This window comes from Pseudomonas coronafaciens pv. oryzae str. 1_6, from assembly GCF_000156995.2.
Classification (GTDB): Bacteria; Pseudomonadota; Gammaproteobacteria; order Pseudomonadales; family Pseudomonadaceae; genus Aquipseudomonas; species Aquipseudomonas tremae.
On the sequence record NZ_CP046035.1, the window covers coordinates 3,338,765 to 3,359,566 of the forward strand.

General features: G+C 58.3%; 19 protein-coding genes. 6 read left to right on the forward strand and 13 right to left on the reverse strand.

The window, feature by feature from the left end; translation table 11 throughout:
* Entirely contained in the window at positions 1-1,011 is a 1,011-nt protein-coding gene (gene nagZ / locus POR16_RS14960; protein WP_122381249.1) for a beta-N-acetylhexosaminidase, read from the reverse strand.
* 90 nt (positions 1,012-1,101) lie between these two features.
* The gene (psrA, locus tag POR16_RS14965) at positions 1,102-1,818 is read right to left on the reverse strand and encodes a transcriptional regulator PsrA (protein ID WP_005890477.1); all 717 of its coding nucleotides are present in this window, start codon (positions 1,816-1,818) and stop codon (positions 1,102-1,104) included.
* A 259-nt stretch (positions 1,819-2,077) separates the two neighbouring features.
* Here psrA and lexA point away from each other — a divergent pair, with 259 nt between their 5' ends.
* The gene (gene lexA / locus POR16_RS14975) at positions 2,078-2,686 is read left to right on the forward strand and encodes a transcriptional repressor LexA (protein WP_003315796.1); all 609 of its coding nucleotides are present in this window, start codon (positions 2,078-2,080) and stop codon (positions 2,684-2,686) included.
* A 9-nt stretch (positions 2,687-2,695) separates the two neighbouring features.
* Positions 2,696-3,166: an SOS-induced cell division inhibitor SulA gene (sulA, locus tag POR16_RS14980; RefSeq protein WP_005890476.1), complete on the forward strand. Its 471-nt coding sequence runs from the start codon at positions 2,696-2,698 to the stop codon at positions 3,164-3,166.
* Positions 3,167-3,203: 37 nt separating this feature from the next.
* Here sulA and POR16_RS14985 read toward each other — a convergent pair whose 3' ends face one another.
* From POR16_RS14985 to POR16_RS15025, 7 genes are all read right to left on the reverse strand, one after another.
* On the reverse strand, positions 3,204-3,437 hold the full coding sequence (locus POR16_RS14985; RefSeq protein WP_005890475.1) for a hypothetical protein: 234 nt from the start codon (positions 3,435-3,437) through the stop codon (positions 3,204-3,206).
* A 64-nt stretch (positions 3,438-3,501) separates the two neighbouring features.
* On the reverse strand, positions 3,502-4,023 hold the full coding sequence (locus POR16_RS14990; RefSeq protein WP_024671024.1) for a DUF6586 family protein: 522 nt from the start codon (positions 4,021-4,023) through the stop codon (positions 3,502-3,504).
* Positions 4,024-4,144: 121 nt separating this feature from the next.
* Positions 4,145-6,757 carry a type I DNA topoisomerase gene (topA, locus tag POR16_RS14995; RefSeq protein WP_024671025.1) on the reverse strand — a complete coding sequence of 871 codons (2,613 nt, stop codon included), beginning with the start codon at positions 6,755-6,757 and terminating at the stop codon, positions 4,145-4,147.
* Between the two features lie 113 nt (positions 6,758-6,870).
* Positions 6,871-7,107, reverse strand: a complete 237-nt coding sequence (locus POR16_RS15000) for a DUF1653 domain-containing protein (RefSeq protein ID WP_005890470.1) — start codon at positions 7,105-7,107, stop codon at positions 6,871-6,873.
* A 103-nt stretch (positions 7,108-7,210) separates the two neighbouring features.
* Positions 7,211-8,386, reverse strand: coding sequence for an acetyl-CoA C-acyltransferase FadA (gene fadA, locus POR16_RS15005; protein WP_005890468.1), 1,176 nt, complete (start codon positions 8,384-8,386; stop codon positions 7,211-7,213).
* Between the two features lie 4 nt (positions 8,387-8,390).
* Positions 8,391-10,556 (reverse strand): fatty acid oxidation complex subunit alpha FadB, encoded by a 2,166-nt coding sequence (gene fadB / locus POR16_RS15010; protein ID WP_005890467.1) that lies wholly within the window; start codon positions 10,554-10,556, stop codon positions 8,391-8,393.
* A 598-nt stretch (positions 10,557-11,154) separates the two neighbouring features.
* Entirely contained in the window at positions 11,155-11,592 is a 438-nt protein-coding gene (locus POR16_RS15025; RefSeq protein WP_005890464.1) for a hypothetical protein, read from the reverse strand.
* A gap of 129 nt (positions 11,593-11,721) precedes the next feature.
* Here POR16_RS15025 and POR16_RS15030 point away from each other — a divergent pair, with 129 nt between their 5' ends.
* Complete coding sequence (locus POR16_RS15030; RefSeq protein WP_005890463.1) at positions 11,722-12,162, forward strand: universal stress protein; 441 nt, start codon at positions 11,722-11,724, stop codon at positions 12,160-12,162.
* Positions 12,163-12,230: 68 nt separating this feature from the next.
* On the opposite strand, the gene POR16_RS15035 is transcribed toward POR16_RS15030, so the two are convergent.
* Positions 12,231-14,141, reverse strand: a complete 1,911-nt coding sequence (locus POR16_RS15035; RefSeq protein WP_024671029.1) for an ATP-binding cassette domain-containing protein — start codon at positions 14,139-14,141, stop codon at positions 12,231-12,233.
* Positions 14,142-14,346: 205 nt separating this feature from the next.
* On the opposite strand from POR16_RS15035, the gene POR16_RS15040 reads away from it, so the two are divergent.
* Entirely contained in the window at positions 14,347-16,275 is a 1,929-nt protein-coding gene (locus POR16_RS15040) for a transglycosylase SLT domain-containing protein (protein WP_024671030.1), read from the forward strand.
* 51 nt (positions 16,276-16,326) lie between these two features.
* Here the strand turns inward: POR16_RS15040 and POR16_RS15045 are convergent, their stop codons facing one another.
* Both POR16_RS15045 and POR16_RS15050 read right to left on the reverse strand, forming a co-directional pair.
* On the reverse strand, positions 16,327-17,136 hold the full coding sequence (locus POR16_RS15045; protein ID WP_005890453.1) for an MOSC domain-containing protein: 810 nt from the start codon (positions 17,134-17,136) through the stop codon (positions 16,327-16,329).
* 101 nt (positions 17,137-17,237) lie between these two features.
* Entirely contained in the window at positions 17,238-18,164 is a 927-nt protein-coding gene (locus POR16_RS15050) for a chemotaxis protein CheV (RefSeq protein ID WP_005890451.1), read from the reverse strand.
* Between the two features lie 448 nt (positions 18,165-18,612).
* Here POR16_RS15050 and POR16_RS15055 point away from each other — a divergent pair, with 448 nt between their 5' ends.
* Together POR16_RS15055 and POR16_RS15060 are read left to right on the forward strand one after the other, a co-directional pair.
* Complete coding sequence (locus tag POR16_RS15055) at positions 18,613-19,041, forward strand: hypothetical protein (RefSeq protein WP_005890450.1); 429 nt, start codon at positions 18,613-18,615, stop codon at positions 19,039-19,041.
* A 136-nt stretch (positions 19,042-19,177) separates the two neighbouring features.
* Entirely contained in the window at positions 19,178-19,840 is a 663-nt protein-coding gene (locus POR16_RS15060; RefSeq protein ID WP_005890448.1) for a response regulator, read from the forward strand.
* Here the strand turns inward: POR16_RS15060 and yegS are convergent.
* The gene (gene yegS, locus POR16_RS15065; protein ID WP_024671034.1) at positions 19,824-20,741 is read right to left on the reverse strand and encodes a lipid kinase YegS; all 918 of its coding nucleotides are present in this window, start codon (positions 20,739-20,741) and stop codon (positions 19,824-19,826) included. The two genes, POR16_RS15060 and yegS, sit on opposite strands and share 17 nt — an antisense overlap.
* Positions 20,742-20,802: the final 61 nt, after the last annotated feature.

Genomic DNA, 20,802 nt, shown 5'->3' on the forward strand with positions numbered 1-20,802 from the left:
TTAATCGATCAGTTGAGCAGCGCGCAGCGCCTGAAGCGCCGCCAGCCAGCGCGGGTGTTGTCGATAATCGGTGCCGGCGGTTGCCTGCCCACGCATGCGGGCAATGCGCGGCGACGGTTTGACCTTCATGCGTTGCGCCGCGCCAAGCGCGAGTTCTGCGGCCGCACGATCATTGCAGACCAGGCCCATGTCGCAGCCGGCCGTTAGCGCTGCCTCAATACGGCTGGCAGCATCGCCAACGACGTGAGCACCGGCCATCGACAGGTCGTCGCTGAAGATAACACCGTCGAATTTCAGTTCGTCGCGCAGGATGTCCTGCAGCCAGCGCCTTGAAAAACCGGCGGGCTGCGAATCGACCTTCGGGTAGATGACGTGGGCTGGCATCACCGCCGCCAGTTGCTGGCTCAAGCGCGCAAACGGCAGCAGATCATTGGCGCGAATCTGCTCCAGACTGCGCTCGTCAGTCGGAATGGCCACATGAGAATCAGCTTCGGCCCAGCCATGACCGGGAAAATGCTTGCCAGTCGCCGCCATGCCTGCCGAGTTCATGCCACGAATGAAGGCACCTGCCAGCAACGCCGCACGCTCGGGATCGCCTTCGAAGGAACGCGTGCCCACGACAGCACTGCGCTGGTAATCCAGGTCCAGCACCGGCGCAAAGCTCAGGTCGAGCCCGACCGCCAGCACTTCGGTCGCCATTACCCAGCCACAGTGCTCAGCCAGCGTGACAGCATCGGGCTTTTCGGCAATGGTACGCATCGGCGGCAGACGCACAAAGCCTTGACGCAGCCGCTGGACCCGACCGCCCTCTTGATCCACTGCCAGCAGAAGGTCGGGGCGAACGGCGCGTATGGCTGCGCTCAGCTCCCGAACCTGACGTGGATGCTCAATATTGCGAGCAAAAATGATCAAGCCGCCCACTTCGGGCTGGCGCAGAAACTGACGGTCTTCGCTGGTCAGCCATGTGCCGGCGACATCAACCATCAGGGAGCCTTGCAGGCCAGAACTCATAGAAAAACCCTTACACACCAGTGCCTGTTTTCAATCCGCGCATGGTGCTTGATCCTGAGGCCTGACGCAATGCAGCCGGGCAGTAGCGGTTCAGGCCTTGGCAGGCGCAGGAGCGTTGGCGCTGCTCTTGATACGCGGCTTGAGCTGGGCGGCAATCATAGCGGGGTCGCTGACGCCGGTGTCGGCGCGCATCCCTGCTGCCAGAAACGGCACCATCAAGCGCATGACCTGTTCTATGGAGGTGTTGACGCCAAAATCAGTCTCGGCGATAGCGCGCAGGGCCTTGATGCCGGACATGCTGAACGCAGCAGCCCCAAGCATGAAATGCACGCGCCAGAACAGCTCGATCGGAGGGATCCGCGGAGCCGCTTCATTGACCAGTGTCATGTAGCGACGGAATACCTTGCCATACATGTCTTCCAGGTAGCGGCGCAAGTGGCCCTGGCTCTGGCTGAAGGCAAGCCCCAGCAAACGCATGAAAATCGACAGGTCATTACCACTGCGCGGCTGCACGACGAGTGCCTGCTCGACGAGGATTTCGAGCAGCTCTTCCAGGCTGGGGTTGTGCCCGGGACTGGCCTGACGCCGCTCCAGCTCACGATCAAGGCTGATGCAGAATGGGCCGAGAAAACGCGAGAACACCGCTTGAATCAGGGCCTTCTTCGACCCGAAGTGATAATTCACCGCTGCCAGATTGACCGAAGCCTTGCTGGTGATGAGACGCAAGGATGTTTCAGCGAAACCTTTCTCTGCAAATAGCTGCTCTGCAGCATCAAGGATGCGTTCAACGGTTTCCGACTGGGCCATGGCTCTCTGCCTAACAAACGAACGTTTGAAACATACGTATCAGGCGGTCTGCTTGTCAAGCAGACCCGTCCACTTTATGGCCGAACAGTCACAAAAACCAATATCAAGGGTATACCCGACAGCTGGAAGCCGACTGCCTGAGGATCAGTTACGCACCTGCCGGTATCACCGCTCGGCGGTGAAAGTGAAATGGGTGATTGCCAATGCGCTTTCACTGTATATAATCCCAGTCACTGTATAAAAAGCCAGAGCGCCCATCATGATAAAACTGACGCCACGCCAGGCCGAAATCCTGGGCTTCATCAAACGCTGTCTGGAAGACAACGGCTTCCCGCCGACACGTGCGGAGATCGCCCAGGAACTGGGCTTCAAGTCTCCCAACGCTGCAGAAGAGCATTTGAAGGCATTGGCCCGCAAAGGCGCCATCGAGATGACACCTGGCGCCTCACGCGGCATCCGCATTCCCGGCTTCGAAGCACGTCCCGACGACAGCAGCCTGCCGGTGATCGGCCGCGTCGCAGCTGGCGCACCGATCCTGGCTCAGCAACATATCGAAGAGTCCTGCAACATCAACCCGTCCTTCTTTCACCCCAGCGCCAACTACCTGTTGCGCGTACACGGCATGAGCATGAAGGACGTCGGCATTCTGGACGGCGACCTGCTGGCGGTACACACCACCCGCGAGGCCCGCAATGGCCAGATCGTGGTTGCACGAATCGGCGACGAAGTGACTGTCAAGCGCTTCAAACGTGAAGGCAGCAAGGTCTGGCTGCTGGCCGAAAACCCTGATTTCGCCCCTATCGAGGTCGATCTCAAGGATCAGGAACTGGTGATCGAAGGTTTAAGCGTCGGCGTCATTCGCCGCTAAGGAGACGTTATGCAGTTCCATCAAGCACCGCATTCGCAATTGCCACTGTTCGAGGCGTTTCTGGCTCAGCCCATCGCCCCAATGCTCACAGATGCAATCGAAACACCCTGGAGCCACGAGCCGGAAGTTTTCAGTGAGCTGTCCTTGCGCGGCGCGGCCGGGAACTGCCTCAACCTGCTGGCCCCTGTCCTTCGAGACTTGAGCGAAGAAACAGACGCTCGCTGGCTGACATTGATCGCTCCCCCTTCAAGCCTTACGCAGACATGGTTGCGCGATGCAGGACTTAATCGGGAGCGAATCCTGCTGTTACAGCCCCGTGGCACGCAAAGTGTGCTTGAGCTGACGCGTGAGGCACTTCGACTGGGACGTAGTCATACAGTGGTGAGCTGGATCAACCCGCTCGGCACATCGGCGCGCCAGCAACTGATCAGTGCGGCAAAAATCGGCGAGGCGCAAAGCCTGAACATCCGACTGGGCTGAAACGCCCGGTCAATGTTTTCGGGCCGGAATTCAGAGGTCAGTGCAAAACGTGAGGGCCGTCATCGGTCTCGATTTCGCCTTCGGCCAGACGCCCGGCCATCTGCACGCCCACACTCAGCATGGCTTTGGCGACTTCAACGTGTTGGCCTTGCATGAACGCTTTGGCATCCGCAGAAAAATCAAGCGTCACCAGTGAACCTTCGTCATCGGCACGACGCAGCTCTATACGTCCGTCAGGTAATTCGACAATTTCCAGAAAAGAAGTAGGCATTGATACAGTTACTCCGCAATAGGCGGGCATTGTAACAGCCTGCCAGCCTGTACTTCATTGGTTTTCAGCACTCGCTCAACCCTTCACGAAAGCGAATGGCAAGCCCTTTGAGCTGCTGACGCCAGCTTTCCAGCTCTTCACGTGACAATTCAGACTCCGGCTCAGCGTCCAGGTTCACAGCCTGTATGATCGGCTGCCTGACATCGCCCTTGAGCTTCTTCGGCGCGCGCAGGGGCTCGAACAGTGCGTTATATGCAGCCAGCAGCTGCGCCAGCCAGGTCTGACGATGCTGAGCCAGTTCGACCAGCTCGGCCATTTCGGGAATCGCGATGGCGTCCAGTACTTCCTGAGTCAGCAACTCCTCCGCCCGACGCGCATTGGCTTGCGGCAGACGATAGAACCCTGCGATCTCATGACACAAACCCAGCAGTGCGCCATACAGATGAAACAGCGCCGACTCGCGCTCCGCCTGCAACAGTGCCGGGGAGTTTACTGCCTGCCCCTTCTCTGCCCTGCCCAGCGCCTCAAGCGCGAGGCCAGCGAAATAGATTTTCTGGTTGGTACGGGTATAGAGCTCATGAGCCATGATGAAACTCTCCATCACAATGGAACAAGACGCGCACAGCCTGTGCCATCAGGAGAAACTGATGGCACAGGCCCGGACCTGCTGAAAACGACGCTCGGCTCGTGGAGCCGGACGCCTGCGATCAACGCTTGTCTTCAACCTTCCATGCGCTGCCGTCGTAGAACGCGCGCCAGCCGGTAGGCTTGCCTTCCACTTCAGTCTGGACATATTGCTCTTTGGTCTTGCGACTGTAGCGGATCACCGTAGGACGGCCATCAGGATCCTTTTTCGGCGCTTCACAAAGGAAGTGATACTTGGGATCGATCTCGTCCTTGTGCGGCGCAATCTCGACGACCAACGGTGCGCGGGTTTCGCGGTTTTTCGGAAATTGACTGGCAGCCAGAAACAGACCTGAAGCACCGTCGCGCAGAATATAGGTGTCGTCGACCTTGTCGCACTTTAGCTCCGGCATTTTCACCGGGTCCATTTTCGGTGGAGCCGCGTCGCCGCTTTTCAACAGTTTGCGGGTGTTCTTGCAATCAGGATTGGTACAGCCGAAGAACTTGCCGAAACGACCGGTCTTGAGCTGCATCTCGCTGCCGCACTTGTCGCACTCAAGGCTCGGACCTTCATAGCCCTTGATGCGATAAGTACCCTCTTCGATCTCGTAACCCGTGCAATCCGGGTTGTTACCGCATATATGCAGTTTGTGTTTCTCGTCGAGCAGATAGGCATCCATCGCAGTGCTGCAGATCGGGCAGCGATGCTTGCCACGCAGTACACGTGACTCTGACTCGCCCTCGTCATCATCGGCAATCTCGTCACCCGGGGTCAGATTGACCGTCGCCTTGCAGCGCTCCTTGGGTGGCAGGCTGTAACCCGAGCAGCCGAGAAACACGCCGGTCGAGGCGGTACGGATCTGCATCGGTCGACCGCACACTTTGCACGGGATATCGGTCATCACCGGCTGATTGGCGCGCATACCGCTGTCCGGCGCTTCGGCTACTTCCAGTTTTTTGCGGAAATCCCCGTAGAACTCGTCCAGCACGTTTTTCCAGTCACGCTGCCCCTTGGCGACATCATCGAGATTCTCCTCCATCCCGGCGGTGAAACCGTAGTCCATCAGGTTGGAGAAACTTTCAGCCAGGCGTCCAGTAACGATGTCGCCCATCTTTTCCGAATAGAAGCGGCGATTGTGCAGCGCCACGTAGCCACGGTCCTGAATGGTCGAGATGATTGCCGCATAGGTCGAAGGACGACCGATACCGCGTTTTTCCATCTCCTTGACCAGACTGGCTTCGGAGTAGCGCGCAGGCGGCTTGGTGAAATGCTGACTCGGGTCAAGCTTGTTCATTTTCAGGACTTCGCCCTGAACCATGTCTGGCAGCACGTCGTCATCGCCTGGCTTGGCCATTTGCGGCAATGCACGGGTATAGCCGTCGAATTTCAGGATACGGCCCTTGGCACGCAGTTCGAAATCGCTGGCAGCCACGGTGACGGTGGTCGACAAGTATTGCGCAGGCAGCATCTGGCAGGCCACGAACTGACGCCAGATCAACTCGTAAAGACGCTCTGCATCACGCTCCATGCCGGTCAGTTTTGACGGATGGGTGTTGACGTCGGAAGGTCGAATTGCTTCGTGCGCCTCTTGTGCGCCCTCTTTGCTGCTGTAGACATTCGGCGTTTCCGGCAGGTATTTCTTGCCGAATTCGGTTCCGATATAGTCGCGCGCCATGCTGACGGCATCGGCCGAGAGATTGGTCGAGTCGGTACGCATGTAGGTGATGTAGCCCGCCTCGTACAAGCGCTGCGCCATCATCATGGTCTTCTTCACGCCGAAGCCCAGACGGTTGCTGGCGGCCTGTTGCAGAGTCGAGGTAATGAACGGTGCCGACGGCTTGCTGCTGGTCGGTTTGTCTTCACGCTTGATGATGCTGTAGGTGGACGCCTTGAGCTTTTCAAGGGCGGCCATGGCCTGGGCTTCGTTCAGCGGCTTGAACGCTTCGCCTTTTTCCCGCGCTACTTCAAAGCGCACATTGGCGCCTTTTGCGGTGCCAAGGTCGGCGTGGATTTCCCAGTATTCTTCCGGGTTGAAGGCGCGAATTTCTCGCTCACGCTCTACCACCAGCTTCACGGCAACCGATTGCACGCGCCCGGCAGACAACCCTCGAGCGACTTTCTGCCACAACAGAGGCGAGACCATGTAGCCGACAACGCGGTCAAGAAAACGGCGCGCCTGCTGAGCATTGACTCGTGCGATGTCCAGCTCACCCGGCTTGGAAAACGCTTCCTGGATAGCCTTCTTGGTGATTTCGTTGAACACCACACGCTTGTAGCGACTGTCATCTCCGCCGATGGCTTCGCGCAGGTGCCAGGCAATGGCTTCCCCTTCGCGGTCCAAGTCCGTCGCGAGATAGATGATGTCGGCATCCTTGGCGAGCTTGCGCAGCTCTTCGATGACCTTCTCCTTGCCGGGAAGGATCTCGTATTTGGCTTTCCAGCCGTGTTCCGGGTCAACCCCCATGCGCGAGACCAGCTGGCGCTGCGCTTTTTCTTTCGGCGTCAGTACCGGGCCTTCGCCCGCAGCGGCCTTGCCACGCTTGGCGGCAGGATCTTTGGCAGCACTAGCCGAACCGCTGGTGGGCAGGTCTCGGATATGGCCGATACTCGACTTCACCACGTACTGGTTGCCCAAATACTTGTTGATGGTCTTGGCCTTAGCCGGGGATTCCACGATGACCAGCGATTTGCCCATGGATCAGAAAATTCCTGAATACTAGATGAAAGACAATGAGGAGCTTGTAAAGGCCACGCTATATATAGTGGCTACAAGGTGAGGTCAAGCACAGCCTGTTGTGCCCTTCCCTCTCACGTTCGGGAAAACAGGCTCGGTTCGGCCTCAACCAAAGCAAAGCGCGGGACCTGCTCCCCGTCAACCTCGACCGACTCGAGAAACATGCTCAAGGGCCGCACCCACATACCGAAATCACCATACAAAGCCTGATAAAACACGACTTCTTCTTCGGTTTCGGAATGCTTGGCAACACTGAAAACCCGGTACTCCGGGCCTTTGTAGTGGCGGTATAGCCCTGGTTGCAATTGCATGCTGCGGTCCTCTTGTAACACGTTCAAAACATTTGGTTAAAAACTGTTTTTTCAAAAAACAAAAGCCGGGGCACAAAGCCCCGGCTTGCATCACACTCGGGAATCAGACGCGTTCGAAAACGGTCGCGATGCCCTGACCCAGACCAATACACATGGTCGACACGCCGAACGTGCCGCCATTTTGCTTCATGACATTGAGCAAGGTGCCGGAGATGCGTGCGCCGGAACATCCAAAAGGATGGCCCAGAGCGATGGCGCCGCCGTGCAGGTTAACCTTCTCATTCATCTTGTCGAGGACTTTCAGATCCTTGAGCACCGGCAGGGCCTGTGCAGCGAAGGCTTCGTTGAGCTCGAAGAAGTCGATATCGGCAATGCCGAGACCGGCGCGCTTGAGCGCTTTTTGCGTTGCCGGAACAGGACCGTAGCCCATGATTGCAGGGTCTACACCGGCCACTGCCATCGAACGAATCACCGCCATCGGCTGGATGCCCAGGTCTTGGGCACGCTGGGCCGACATGACGATCATGCATGACGCACCGTCGGTGATCTGCGAAGAAGTGCCAGCAGTCACGGTGCCACCTTTCGGATTGAAGGCAGGCTTGAGGGCCGCCAGACTTTCCAGAGTGGTGTCCGGACGGATGGTTTCATCGTAGTCGAAGACCTTGAGGAAACCGTTCTCGTCATAGCCCTGCATCGGGATGATCTCGTCCTTGAATTTACCCTCCAGCGTTGCCTTGTGGGCAAGCTGATGAGAGCGCACACCGAATGCGTCCTGCTGCTCGCGAGTGATGCCGTGCATCTTGCCAAGCATCTCGGCAGTCAGCCCCATCATCCCCGAAGCCTTGGCAGCATAAAGCGACATGTGCGGATTCGGGTCGACGCCGTGCATCATGCTGACGTGGCCCATGTGCTCCACACCACCGATGACGAACACGTCGCCATTATTGGTCATGATCGCCTGCGCAGCGGTATGCAGCGCGCTCATGGACGAACCGCAAAGACGGCTTACGGTCTGGGCGGCAGAAGTATGCGGGATCTGAGTCAGCAGCGACGCCATGCGCGCAATGTTCCAGCCCTGCTCCAGGGTCTGGTTGACGCAACCCCAGATCACGTCCTCCACTTCAGCAGGATCGACCTTGCTGTTGCGTTCGAGCAGCTTGCTGATCAGGTGCGCCGACATGTCTTCAGCACGGGTATTGCGGTGCATGCCGCCCTTGGAGCGACCCATCGGGGTGCGACCGAAGTCGACAATCACGACGTCTCTTGGATTAAGGCTCATACGTTCATTCCTCGGAAGACGCTTGACCAAAGAAGCTCTGGCCATTAAGGGCCATCTCACGAAGCTTCGCGGTCGGTTGATACAGGGCACCCAGCTCGGCATATCGGTCGGCCAGGGCAACGAATTCGGCCACACCGATAGAGTCGATGTAGCGCAACGCCCCCCCGCGGAACGGAGGGAAACCAATACCGTAGATCAGACCCATATCGGCTTCGGCGGCGGTTTCGACGATGCCGTCTTCCAGGCAACGGACCGTTTCCAGGCAAAGCGGGATCATCATCCAGTTGATGATGTCTTCGTCGCTCACTTCACGCTGCTCGTAGACAATCGGCTTGAGCACATCAAGCACGGCTGGGTCGTTGACCTTCTTCGGCTTGCCCTTCTTGTCCGCCTCGTAGGCATAGAAGCCCTTGCCGTTCTTCTGGCCCAGACGATTGGCCTCGTAAAGCGCGTCGATGGCAGAGCGACGGTCATCCTTCATACGGTCCGGAAAGCCTTCGGCCATAACGTCTCGACCGTGGTGCCCGGTGTCGATACCGACCACGTCCATCAGATAGGCAGGCCCCATCGGCCAGCCGAACTTCTCCATGACCTTGTCGATGCGCACGAAATCCACACCCGCGCTGACCAGCCTGGCGAAACCACCGAAATAAGGGAACAACACACGATTAACCAGAAAGCCCGGGCAGTCGTTGACCACGATCGGGTTCTTGCCCATTTTCCGGGCATAAGCAACAGTGGTAGCAACTGCCTCCTCGCTGGACTTCTCGCCACGAATGACTTCCACCAGGGGCATCATGTGCACCGGGTTGAAGAAGTGCATGCCGACGAAGTTTTCCGGACGCTTGAGCGCCTGGGCCAGCAGGCTGATCGAAATGGTAGAAGTGTTGGACGCCAGAATGGTGTTCTCGCCCACATTGGCTTCAACTTCAGCCAGCACGGCCTGTTTGACCTTGGGGTTTTCGACTACCGCTTCGACCACCAGATCGACATTGCCGAAATCGCCATACGACAGTGTAGGACGGATCGCATTCAGCGCTTCGGCCATCTTCGCTGCCGTGAGACGGCCTTTTTCAAGGCGACCGCCCAGCAGCTTGGACGCTTCGTTCAAGCCCAGTTGAATGGCCTCTTCACGGATGTCCTTCATCAGGATCGGCGTACCTTTGACCGCTGACTGATAGGCAATGCCACCGCCCATGATGCCAGCGCCCAGTACTGCAGCCTGTTTCACGTCACGGGCAACCTTATCGTAGCCCTTGGCTTTCTTTTTCAGCTCCTGATCGTTCAGGAAAAGACCGATCAGGCTGTGAGCTGCCGAGGTCTTGGCCATCTTGACGAAGCCGGCAGCTTCGACTTCCAGCGCTTTGTCGCGACCGAAATTGGCGGCTTTCTGAATGGTCTTGATGGCTTCTACAGGGGCCGGGTAATTAGGACCGGCCTGACCCGCGACGAAGCCTTTGGCCGTTTCGAAAGCCATCATCTGCTCGATGGCATTCAGTTTGAGCTTTTCCAGTTTGGGCTGGCGTTTGGCCTTGTAATCGAACTCGCCGGAAATGGCGCGCTGGATGAGGTCAAGTGCGGCCGCCTGAAGCTTCTCCGGTGCCACGACAGCATCGACAGCACCGACTTTCAGAGCGTCTTCTGCTGCGTTTTCCTTGCCCGATGCAATCCACTCGATCGCGTTATCGGCGCCGACGATGCGCGGCAGGCGAACGGTGCCACCGAAGCCCGGATACAAACCCAGTTTGACTTCTGGCAGGCCAATGCGGGCGCTGCTGGACATGACACGGAAATCGGCGGCCAGACACATTTCCAGACCACCGCCCAGCGCGATGCCATTGATGGCTACGACGGTAGGTACGCCCAAGTCTTCGAAATCGCTGAAGATTCTGTTGGCTTCCAGATTGCCGGCAACCAGTTCGGCTTCCGGCAACTTGAAGTTCTCGACGAACTCGGTGATGTCGGCACCGACAATGAACGAATCCTTGCCGCTGGTGACAATCACGCCCTTGACCGATGCATCTGCCTTGATGGCATCGACCGCCTGGCGCAATTCATTGAGGGTGAGGCGGTTGAACTTGTTGACGGACTCACCCTTGAGGTCGAAATTCAATTCGACGATGCCACTTTCAAGAGCCTTAACCGTGATGGCTTTACCTTCGTAAATCATCAACTGATCTCCACAATATGGAAGCTGAACGATACCCGTCGGGCGTCAATGCCCGACGAGGCTACGACGTCGCCGTCGATGAACACGCCAAATCACTCGTATAACCGCTGCGACGTGGTAGTCAGGATTCTGTAAGAGCCGTCTGACGACCAAACGCTCATTTCATACGCCCGTTTGATTTGGGTACGCACACCATCGGGCAAAACCGTGTGATTGTCAATTCGACAAAACACTCAAAAAATGACCGATACGTGGGAATATACAAGCGCTTGATTACGTCCATGACAACCTGCAATTCGTCGTCATTCGCCGGAGTGATAGTGTCACACCCAGCGCGTTTCTCGAGATAAACGAGATTGAATCGCACCATCACAGGGCATATGCAAAAAATAGTTGCAGGAATCGCGACAAAAAGAAGCAAAAGGTCTAGAGTCGCAGCACTGCGCCATAAGAGGCTCGCAATGCAGCTGATTTGCGGGTGCGCAACAGCGATGCCCGACATGGCAATAAGAGCATGTCGGCGCGCGACGAATTATCGGCCTGCCTGGCCAACCCCGGCCCGATGTTGTTATCGGGCTTTTTATTGCCTGCGATTCGGTCAGGCCAGTGCCTTGAGAACCGCATCGATACGCAGCAAGACCTCCGACTCGCCCCGCTCGGCCCAGTAAGCCGCAATCATTTGCCCGTCCGCCTCGACCTTGAACACATCAACAGGCAGCGTCGTCAGATGCGGCAATAGACGCTCGTCCTCGCAGGCCTCGCGCCAGCGATTGCGCCAGACGCCCGGCTCGCTCTGCCAGTACACCCACGCATCTGCGCGAGCTCCCAGGCGCGGTCGATGGTACTGGGCGCAGGGGCTTGGCGGCTCTTTAGACAACCAGTGCGGCCACTCTTGAGGCGTCAACTGCATGCCCATGCCAAGACGTCGCGCCTCCATGCGCAGCGCCATTCTGCCGCTCTGATGGCGTGATGGACGCAGCCACACCAAAGGGCTCAACATCACACCGATGATTGACAAGACGATCCAGACCGTCATATTTCTTTCCCTCGCCCGATTCCCGGCTCTTTATAACAATTCAAAAACAATGACTTGCACAAGGGTCTGCCCAGATGCCCATGAAAGAGCCATACTCCCACCATCGCAATTCTCCCGGAGGACACCCTCATGCCTTACCAACACATTGTGGTTGCCATTGACCTTACTGATGAGTGTGACCCGGTTATCCGTCGCGCCAGCATGCTGGCTGATGCCAGCGGCGCAAAGTTCTCGGTGGTGCACATCGTCGAACCGATAGCGATGGCATTCGGCGGCGACGTCCCTATGGACCTTTCGCAGCTGCAGCAGCAACAGATCGATCAGGCCAAGGAGAAACTGGGAAAGCTCAAGCTCAAGTACCCACAGATAAAAGACGATCAAAGCCATCTGGTGTTTGGTCAGCCACGTCAGGAAATCCACCGTCTGGCCAAGAGCCAGGGCTGTGACCTGATCGTCGTCGGCAGCCACGGTCGTCACGGTCTGGCCCTGCTGCTTGGCTCCACCGCCAACGACGTGCTGCACGGTGCCCCGTGTGACGTACTGGCAGTCAGCCTCAAGAAGCCTGAATGATCTGAGATCGCCATAACGAAAAGCCCGGTTACCCGGGCTTTTCTGTCTTGCATGAGCGAATCAGACGATCACTCGTCCAGCTCTGCCCAACGCTCCAGCAACTTGTCCAGCTCGGCCTGCAGGTTTTCCAGCTGGGCAAGTACCGCTGCGGTCTGCTCGGAAGAACGCTGATAGAAGCCCGGCTCGGCCATTTCGGCATTGAGCACTGCCATCTTGCCCTCTACCTCATCAATCTGCGCAGGCAATGCCTCAAGCTCACGCTGAAGCTTGTAGCTGAGCTTCTTCTTCGCGACCGGCATCTCCTGAGCCGCCACCGGTGCTGCCTGCACCACAGCGCTCGCCAGCTCGGCCTTGCCGGACTTGGTGTCGGCAACCCCCAGCAGACGCGGTGAACCGCCCTGACGCAGCCAGTCCTGATAACCGCCCACGTACTCGCGAACCTTGCCTTCGCCTTCGAACACCAGCGTACTGGTGACGACGTTGTCGAGGAATGCCCGGTCGTGACTGACCATCAGAACCGTGCCCTTGAAGGTCAGCAGCACTTCTTCCAGCAGCTCGAGGGTTTCTACATCGAGGTCGTTGGTCGGTTCGTCGAGTACCAGCAGGTTGGCCGGCTTGCTGAACAACTTGGCCAGCAGCAGACGGGCACGCTCGCCACCAGACAGCGCCTTGACCGGCGTGCGGGCACGCTGCGGGCTGAACAGGAAATCGCCAAGGTAGCTCAGCACGTGACGGCTCTGGCCATCGATATCGATGAAGTCGCGACCTTCGGCGACGTTATCGATGACGGTCTTTTCCAGATCGAGCTGGTGACGCAACTGGTCGAAATAGGCGACGTCCAGACGCGTACCCACTTCAACCTTGCCGGCAGTTGGCTGCAGGTTGTCGAGCATCAGCTTGAGCAGCGTGGTCTTGCCGGTGCCGTTGGCGCCGAGCAGACCGATACGGTCCTCGCGCTGCAAGACCATCGAAAAGTCCTTGATCAGGGTCGGCCCGCCCGGGTGAGCGAAGCTGACGTTTTCCAGAATCATGACCTGCTTGCCGGATTTTTCGGCAGTGTCGAGCTGGATATTGGCCTTGCCGGTACGCTCACGACGCTCGCTGCGCTCTACACGCAACTCCTTAAGCGCACGCACACGGCCTTCGTTACGGGTACGACGGGCCTTGATCCCCTGACGAATCCAGACTTCTTCCTGAGCCAGACGTTTGTCGAAGAGCGCATTGGCAGTCTCTTCGGCAGCCAGTGCGGCTTCCTTGTGAACGAGGAAGCTGGCGTAGTCACCGTTCCAGTCGATCAGGCCGCCGCGGTCCAGCTCAAGAATGCGTGTCGCGAGGTTTTGCAGGAATGCCCGGTCGTGCGTGATGAACAGCACGGCACCCTGGAATTCCTTGAGGGCTTCTTCAAGCCAGGCAATGGCACCGATATCCAGGTGGTTGGTCGGTTCGTCGAGCAGCAGCAGGTCTGGCTCGGAAACCAGTGCCTGAGCAAGCAGAACACGACGACGCCAGCCACCCGACAGCTCGGCCAGTGTCTTGTCGGCAGGCAACTGCAGACGGCTCAGCGTGCTGTCGACCAGTTGCTGCAGGCGCCAGCCATCGCGGGCTTCGAGGTCTTGCTGAACGTGCATAAGCTTGTTCAGGTCTTCCTCGGTGACGCAGTTCTGCGCCAGATGGTGGTATTCGGCGAGCAACGCACCGACGCCATCGAGACCTTCGGCCACGACGTCGAACACTGTCCGTCCGTCGGCCACTGGCAATTCCTGGGGCAATTCGCCGATCTTTAGGCCGGGTGCGCGCCAGACAGCGCCGTCGTCAGGCTTCTGAACGCCTTTTACCAGCTTCAACATGCTGGATTTGCCTGTGCCGTTGCGGCCGATGATGCACACCCGCTCGCCACGGGCGATCTGCCAGGACACCCTGTCCAGTAACGGCATGGCGCCGAAGGCAAGGGACACATCGCTGAATTTGAGCAGGGTCATGAGCTTCTCCAAAAACCGGGCGCGCATTCTACCTGAGATAGCATGCGGATGTCGGCATTCGCGGTACGCGTGTCGATATCGGTGACACCTTTATAAACGGCAATTATGTCTACATGAGTCAAGCTTGTCGGCAATGCTTTCACCAAGAGCTGGCAAAAGGCTAAGCTAGCCATACTTTTCACCGACTCATCTGTTCGGAAGTCTCATGCGCAGTCGTTTGTTCAGCTTTTTATCGTGCCTGCTCCTCTCCGCCACCGCCGTCCAGACTGCTCATGCGGCAGACCTCAACCAGCAACGCAAGTATTACGACGAAGCAAAGCGCGCACTGGCCAAGGGCGATTCGGGCCCCTACCAGATGTACAGCACGGCATTGGCCGACTATCCGCTGGAGCCGTATCTTGAATACGATGAGCTGACGGCACGCCTGAAAACGGCAAGCAATGCCGAGATCGAGAAGTTTCTCGCCGAACATGGCGACCTGCCCCAGGCCAACTGGATGAAGCTGCGCTGGTTGCGCTGGCTGGCCGAGCGTGGCGACTGGCAGCCCTTCGTCAAGTACTACGACCCTAAAATGAAGTTCGTCGAACTTGACTGCCTGTATGGGCAATACCAGTTGAACAATAATAAACGCGCCGAAGGCTATGCCAGTGCCGAAAAGCTCTGGATGACCGGCAAGACACTGCCGGCGGCGTGTGACGGGTTTTTCGCCCAGTGGGCGGCAGCGGGCCAGTTGACCGAACAAAAGCGCTGGCAGCGGGCCAAACTGGCCGCCCAGGCGCGTAACTACAGCCTGGCGACCACGCTGGTCAACAGCCTCAATTCGCTGGCCCCACAGGGTCGCCTGTTACTGGCTGTCGCCCAGAAACCGGAGATGGTCAACAACCCGTCGCAGTTCGCGCCCGTGGACGAAGCGATGTCCGATGTGGTTGGTCTAGGTCTGCGTCGCCTGGCAAAGGAGGACCCGCAAAAAGTTCTGTCGATGCTCGATGGCTACTCGGCGACCATGCACTTCTCTCGCGAAGAACAGGTCGAGATTGCCAAGGAAATCGGTCTGACCCTGGCACGTCGTTACGACGACCGTGCGCTGGAGGTCATGACCCGATACGACCCTGAACTGCGCGACGATACGGTCACCGAATGGCGTATGCGCCTGCTCCTGCGCCTGGGCCGCTGGGAAGATGCGTACGAGCTGGCGCGGCGACTGCCCAAGGACCTCGCAGCCACCAATCGCTGGCGCTACTGGGAAGCCCGCTCCCTCGAACTGGCCCAGCCCAATAGCCCGTTGATTGCAGCGCTGTACAAGGATGTGGCCAAGGAACGCGACTTCTACGGTTTTCTGGCGGCCGATCGCACCCAGAGCCCGTACCAGCTCAACAACAAACCGCTGGTGCTCAGCCAGGCGCTGATCAACAAGGTGCGCAACACGCCTGGCGTGCGGCGCGCACTGGAATTTCACGACCGCGGCGAGATCGTCAACGGGCGACGCGAGTGGTATCACGTCAGCCGCCTGTTCAACCGCGACGAAATGGTCGCACAGGCCAAACTGGCCTACGACATGCAATGGTATTTCCCGGCGATCCGCACCATCAGTCAGGCACAGTACTGGGATGATCTGGACATCCGCTTCCCGATGGCGCATCGCGACACACTGGTGCGTGAAGCGCGAGTAAGGGGTCTGCATTCCAGCTGGGTGTTCGCCATCACTCGCCAGGAAAGCGCGTTCATGGACGATGCACGTTCAGGTGTCGGCGCTGCAGGGCTGATGCAGTTGATGCCTGCGACCGCGAAGGAAACCGCGCGCAAGTACAGCATCCCGCTCGCCTCGCCTCAGCAGGTTCTGGACCCGGACACCAATATCCAGCTGGGGGCAGCCTACCTGAGCTCGGTACATGCTCAGTTCAATGGCAACCGCGTACTTGCCTCGGCCGCCTACAACGCAGGACCGGGCCGTGTGCGTCAGTGGCTCAAGGGTGCCAATCACCTGGCCTTCGACGTCTGGGTTGAAAGCATCCCGTTCGACGAAACCCGTCAATACGTGCAAAACGTGCTGTCGTACTCGGTGATCTACGGTCAGAAACTCAACTCGCCGCAACCCTTGGTCGACTGGCACGAGCGGTTTTTCGACGACCTCTGACAGGCCACGGAACAAGCACTCGGACGAGTGCTTGTTCCCGGCAGTCGGCGCCTACTCCAGCACTTCCACCGTCATCCCCACTTCCAGCTCCCCCACCCCTTCGTTGACCATGTTCTGGCCGAACAATACATTGCTCTCTACTTGCCGATAGGTCTTGAGCGTCGCAAACGGTTCGCGGTCCGAACTGCGCTCGCCGGTGACCGGATCGACTGTCGTCAGGATGCAACGTGCACAAGGCTTGAGCAGGCGGAACTCGATGTCGCCGATACGAAGACGCTTCCAGCCGTCTTCAGCGAAAGCCTCGGCCCCTTCGACCACCAGGTTGGGCCTGAAGCGTCGCATGTCCATCGGCCTGCCAAGACGCGCCGACAGGTCGTCCAGCGAGCCCTGGCCGATCAGCAGCAAGGGGAAGCCGTCGGCAAAGTTCACGCGCCCGTCATCGCGGCCGTAGCCCCCCGGCATTCTGCGCGCGCGCTCCACGGGCATGTACACCATGCGTGTGGGCTTGCCGATCAGTTGGCTGACCCACTCGGCCGCCGCATCACCTGCATCCGGCACCTGCAGCGAATCATGCCAGACCGTCACACCACGCAGGTTTGTTTCGAGGTCCTGCGGAACAGCGACGTCGAGAGGATCGAGATCAGGCGCCGAGAGCGTTACGCCACCACTGGCATTCCACAGCACTGAAAGCTGCGACATCTGCGGCAGGGCTCGCTGAGTAAAAAATCGACCGTTACTTTCATCGACAAGCATCCAGCGCCGATCCCCCGCCAACCCCAATGTATCGAAAGAGGCTCGCTGCAAGGTTTCCGGCTTGCAGGACTTGAGGGGGTAACGGTAGAGCGAGCTGAGACGTAACATGAGGGCCGGTTCCTTGAGGGGCTCGATAAGCTTTGATGCTGACGTCAAAGCTTATACGAAGAGCAACCGGCAGACATCCGGGAGCAGCAGTCCGGCAGTTTTCAGATGATCATCAGGAGACGCTCGCGCACCACTTCGACCAGCTTGTCGGGCTGAAACTTGGAGAGGAAGTTGTCGCAGCCGACCTTCTTGACCATCGATTCGTTGAAGCTTCCGGACAGCGAGGTGTGCAGCACGATGTACAGGGCGCGCAGGCGCGGGTCGTTGCGAATCTCGGTGGTCAGACGATAGCCATCCATTTCCGGCATTTCTGCATCGGTAAACACCATCAACAGCTTCTCTTGAACGTTCTCGCCTGCATCTGCCCAGGCCTTGAGCATGTTCAACGCCTTCAAGCCATCACTGGCCACGTGCAGCTTGAGACCCAGTTGAGAGAGGGTATCGCGCAGCTGTGACAGAGCTACCTTCGAGTCATCGACCAGCAGTACTTCACGACCACGTGCGTGTTCCAGCACCGGATCTTCAAGCTTCTCGCGGGATACCTTGGCGTTGTAGGGCACGATCTCGGCGAGGACTTTCTCAACGTCGATGATTTCTACCAGTTGATCATCGACCTTGCTGATGGCCGTCAGGTAGTGCTGGCGACCGGCGCTGGCCGGTGGCGGCATGATCGCATCCCAGTTCATGTTGACGATGCGATCCACGCCACCGACCAGGAACGCCTGAACAGAGCGGTTGTACTCAGTCACAATAATTGTGCTGCCAGGCCCTGGCACCAGCGGACGCATGCCGATGGCCTGGGACAGGTCGATCACCGGAAGGGTCTGACCGCGCAGATTGACGACACCACAGACGAAGGAGTGACGTTGCGGCATGAGGGTCAGTTTGGGTAGTTGCAGCACTTCCTGGACCTTGAACACGTTAATCGCGAACAACTGCCGACCGGCAAGGCGAAACATGAGGATTTCCAGGCGATTCTCGCCCACCAGCTGTGTGCGTTGATCTACTGTGTCGAGAATGCCTGCCATTTTAGCTCCAGAAGCAATGGTCATGATGAGTCTATAGAAGCTGTATCGGCTGAAACGGGCCGGACCTTAATGGCGATGAAGGCCATTCGCAGAAATTGATATCAATATAACATCACCGCTTCCCCGCCCGGCAGCCTTCGCCGACAAATGTTGCAACACAATGCGCTAAAGGCCAGGCACTCTGTAGAGATACAACGGCCACGCTTGCTACGCCCATAAAATGTCAATCAGGGATAACCTGATATGATCACCATCTAATTGCCACTATCGTGAAGTAATTCTCACTTTATGACCGGAGCCTGATTCTTGTCCGCCTTACACCCTGAGTACACGACCGGAATTGGCGACATTCGGAAATGCCCTACATACTTTCATGTGAAATCGACATTAACTGTCAGCCATTCGCCGCGGGCGGAAGTTCGCTATCCATGATCTGTGGAGATAAAGGATGCTGAGCAACAACGATTGGCAGCAGAAACACGACGAGTTTCTGAGCACATCTCAGGCGCTTCTTTACAAATCGGAAGAATGCCTGTCGCACCTGGAGATGATCCCCGACGACGAGGATGCGACAGGCTGCCTGCTGACCACACTGCGCACGTTGGCTAGGGAAGCGGAAGCAGCGCCGGTGCCCTGTATCGCCGAGTTTTCAAGCAAGCTGTGCCAGCTGCTGAAATCCGGCAGCCAGACCAGGGAGCTGTCTCAGGAAACACTGCGCACGGTCAAGAACTGCCTTACGCTGATTTCATGGCAAGTCGAGCTACTCGATCCGCAGACCGGCGAGTTGACGATGGACAACAACGAACAACTCGAGCTTCTTGACCAATTGGCTGGCTTGTCCACGCCACAGGCGCCGGCAGGTACTACCCGCCGATAGCATTTGATGCGACTCACGGGCCGACCGTGTTGTTGCATTGCCCGCAAGCGCTATTGTCATACAGGACATTTCCGTCCATTGTCTTGATGTTTGACGAAGGAATGACCTCAGCGGGCCTATCTACGCAAGAGCCACCATGACCTGCAATCTGTTACTGGTCGACGATCACTCACTGATCAGAGCCGGCGTGCGAGCGCTGGTTGCGGATATTCCGGGCTACGCTGTCGTGGGCGAAGCATCTGACGGTGCGCAGCTGTCGAGCCTGGCGCAATGCCTCCAGCCCGACATCGTACTGCTCGACATCTGGATGAAGAACGTCGACGGCCTCGACGCACTCGAACAACTGTTGAGTGTGCAACCGCAGTGCAAAGTCCTGGTTCTTTCGATGCACACTGATACGGCGATGATCATGCGCGCACTAGAGCTGGGCGCTTGCGGCTATCTGCTCAAGGACACCACCGCCGCCGAACTCGAGCAGGCACTGGATGCGCTGCGCTCGGGCGAGCGCTACCTGAGCCCTGCCATCGCCCACACCGTCGTCAAGCGTGCCACGCGCGGCACTCGATCGGACAGGGCCATCGAAGCGAAAGAGCGGCATAACCTCACCGCGCGCCAACTTGAAATACTGCGACTGATCGTTCGCGGCAAATCGACACGCGAAATGGCCAGCGGCCTGGGCCTGAGCATAAAGACCGTCGAAACCCATCGGTCCCAGATCATGAAGCGTCTGCAGATCTTCGATGTCGCCGGGCTGGTACTGTTTTGTGTTCGGGAACGGATCATCAGTCTGGACGATTGAGACCCGCTACGTTGCTCAGCAGGGGTGAGTCCGCTGGTAGATGCACCTGCAGCGCTGCCGGTCGCGCCTCGAAGCGCAGGTCTTCACCGGACAACGGCTCGCCGTCCAGATTGATATCCAGCCCCTGGGCAGACTTGAGTTCGACCCAGGGCAGACGTGCGCGGATGAACATGTTGTCAAAGCCGAGACCACCCTCGAGCAGACTTCTGAGCGTACCCACCACTTCCTGAGGCGCTGGCAGGATGCTGATGTCCAGCAAGCCATCATCGGCCAGCGCAGTCGGACACAGTTCGTGTCCGCCGCCCGCCTGGCGACCGTTGCCGATGCCCAGCGCGAGCAGATCGCCGCGCCAGTGAAAGTCCGGCCCGGTCAACTCGCCATGAGCAGCGTGCAGCTCGCTGAAGCGCGTCAGTCCGGTAAACAGATAGGCTGCGCCGCCCAGTACTTTCTTGAGGTCTTCGGAGGTGTTGGCCGTCACCTGACTGCCAAAACCGCCTGTCGCCATATTGAGGAACAGCTTGCCGCCCACTTCCCCCAGGTCAACGGCGCGGGGCTCGAAATCCATCAGTTTCAGCGCTTTCGCCACTTCGAGTGGCACGCCGGCAGCACGGGCAAAGTCATTGGCAGTGCCAAGAGGCAGGATAGTCAGGCTGGCTTTGATATCTGCCAACGCCAGCGCTTCTGCGATGTCACGAAGCGTACCGTCGCCGCCACCAGCCACTATATGCCTGTGCCCCGCAGCCAGCGCTTCACCGACCAGACGCTCGGCATCGCCTGCCTCCCAGGTCACGCGTACATCCAGCTCCCAGCCCTGCTTGCGCTTGTCTGCGACCGCATCGCGCACCTCTTCATTGAGCGCCTGTTTGCCGTGAAGAATGAGCATTGCCCTGCGTTGTGTCATGACACCTCCCCTGCCGAACCGTCCGGATTAAAGCCTGTGAGCGACGCTCTTTTACGATTGT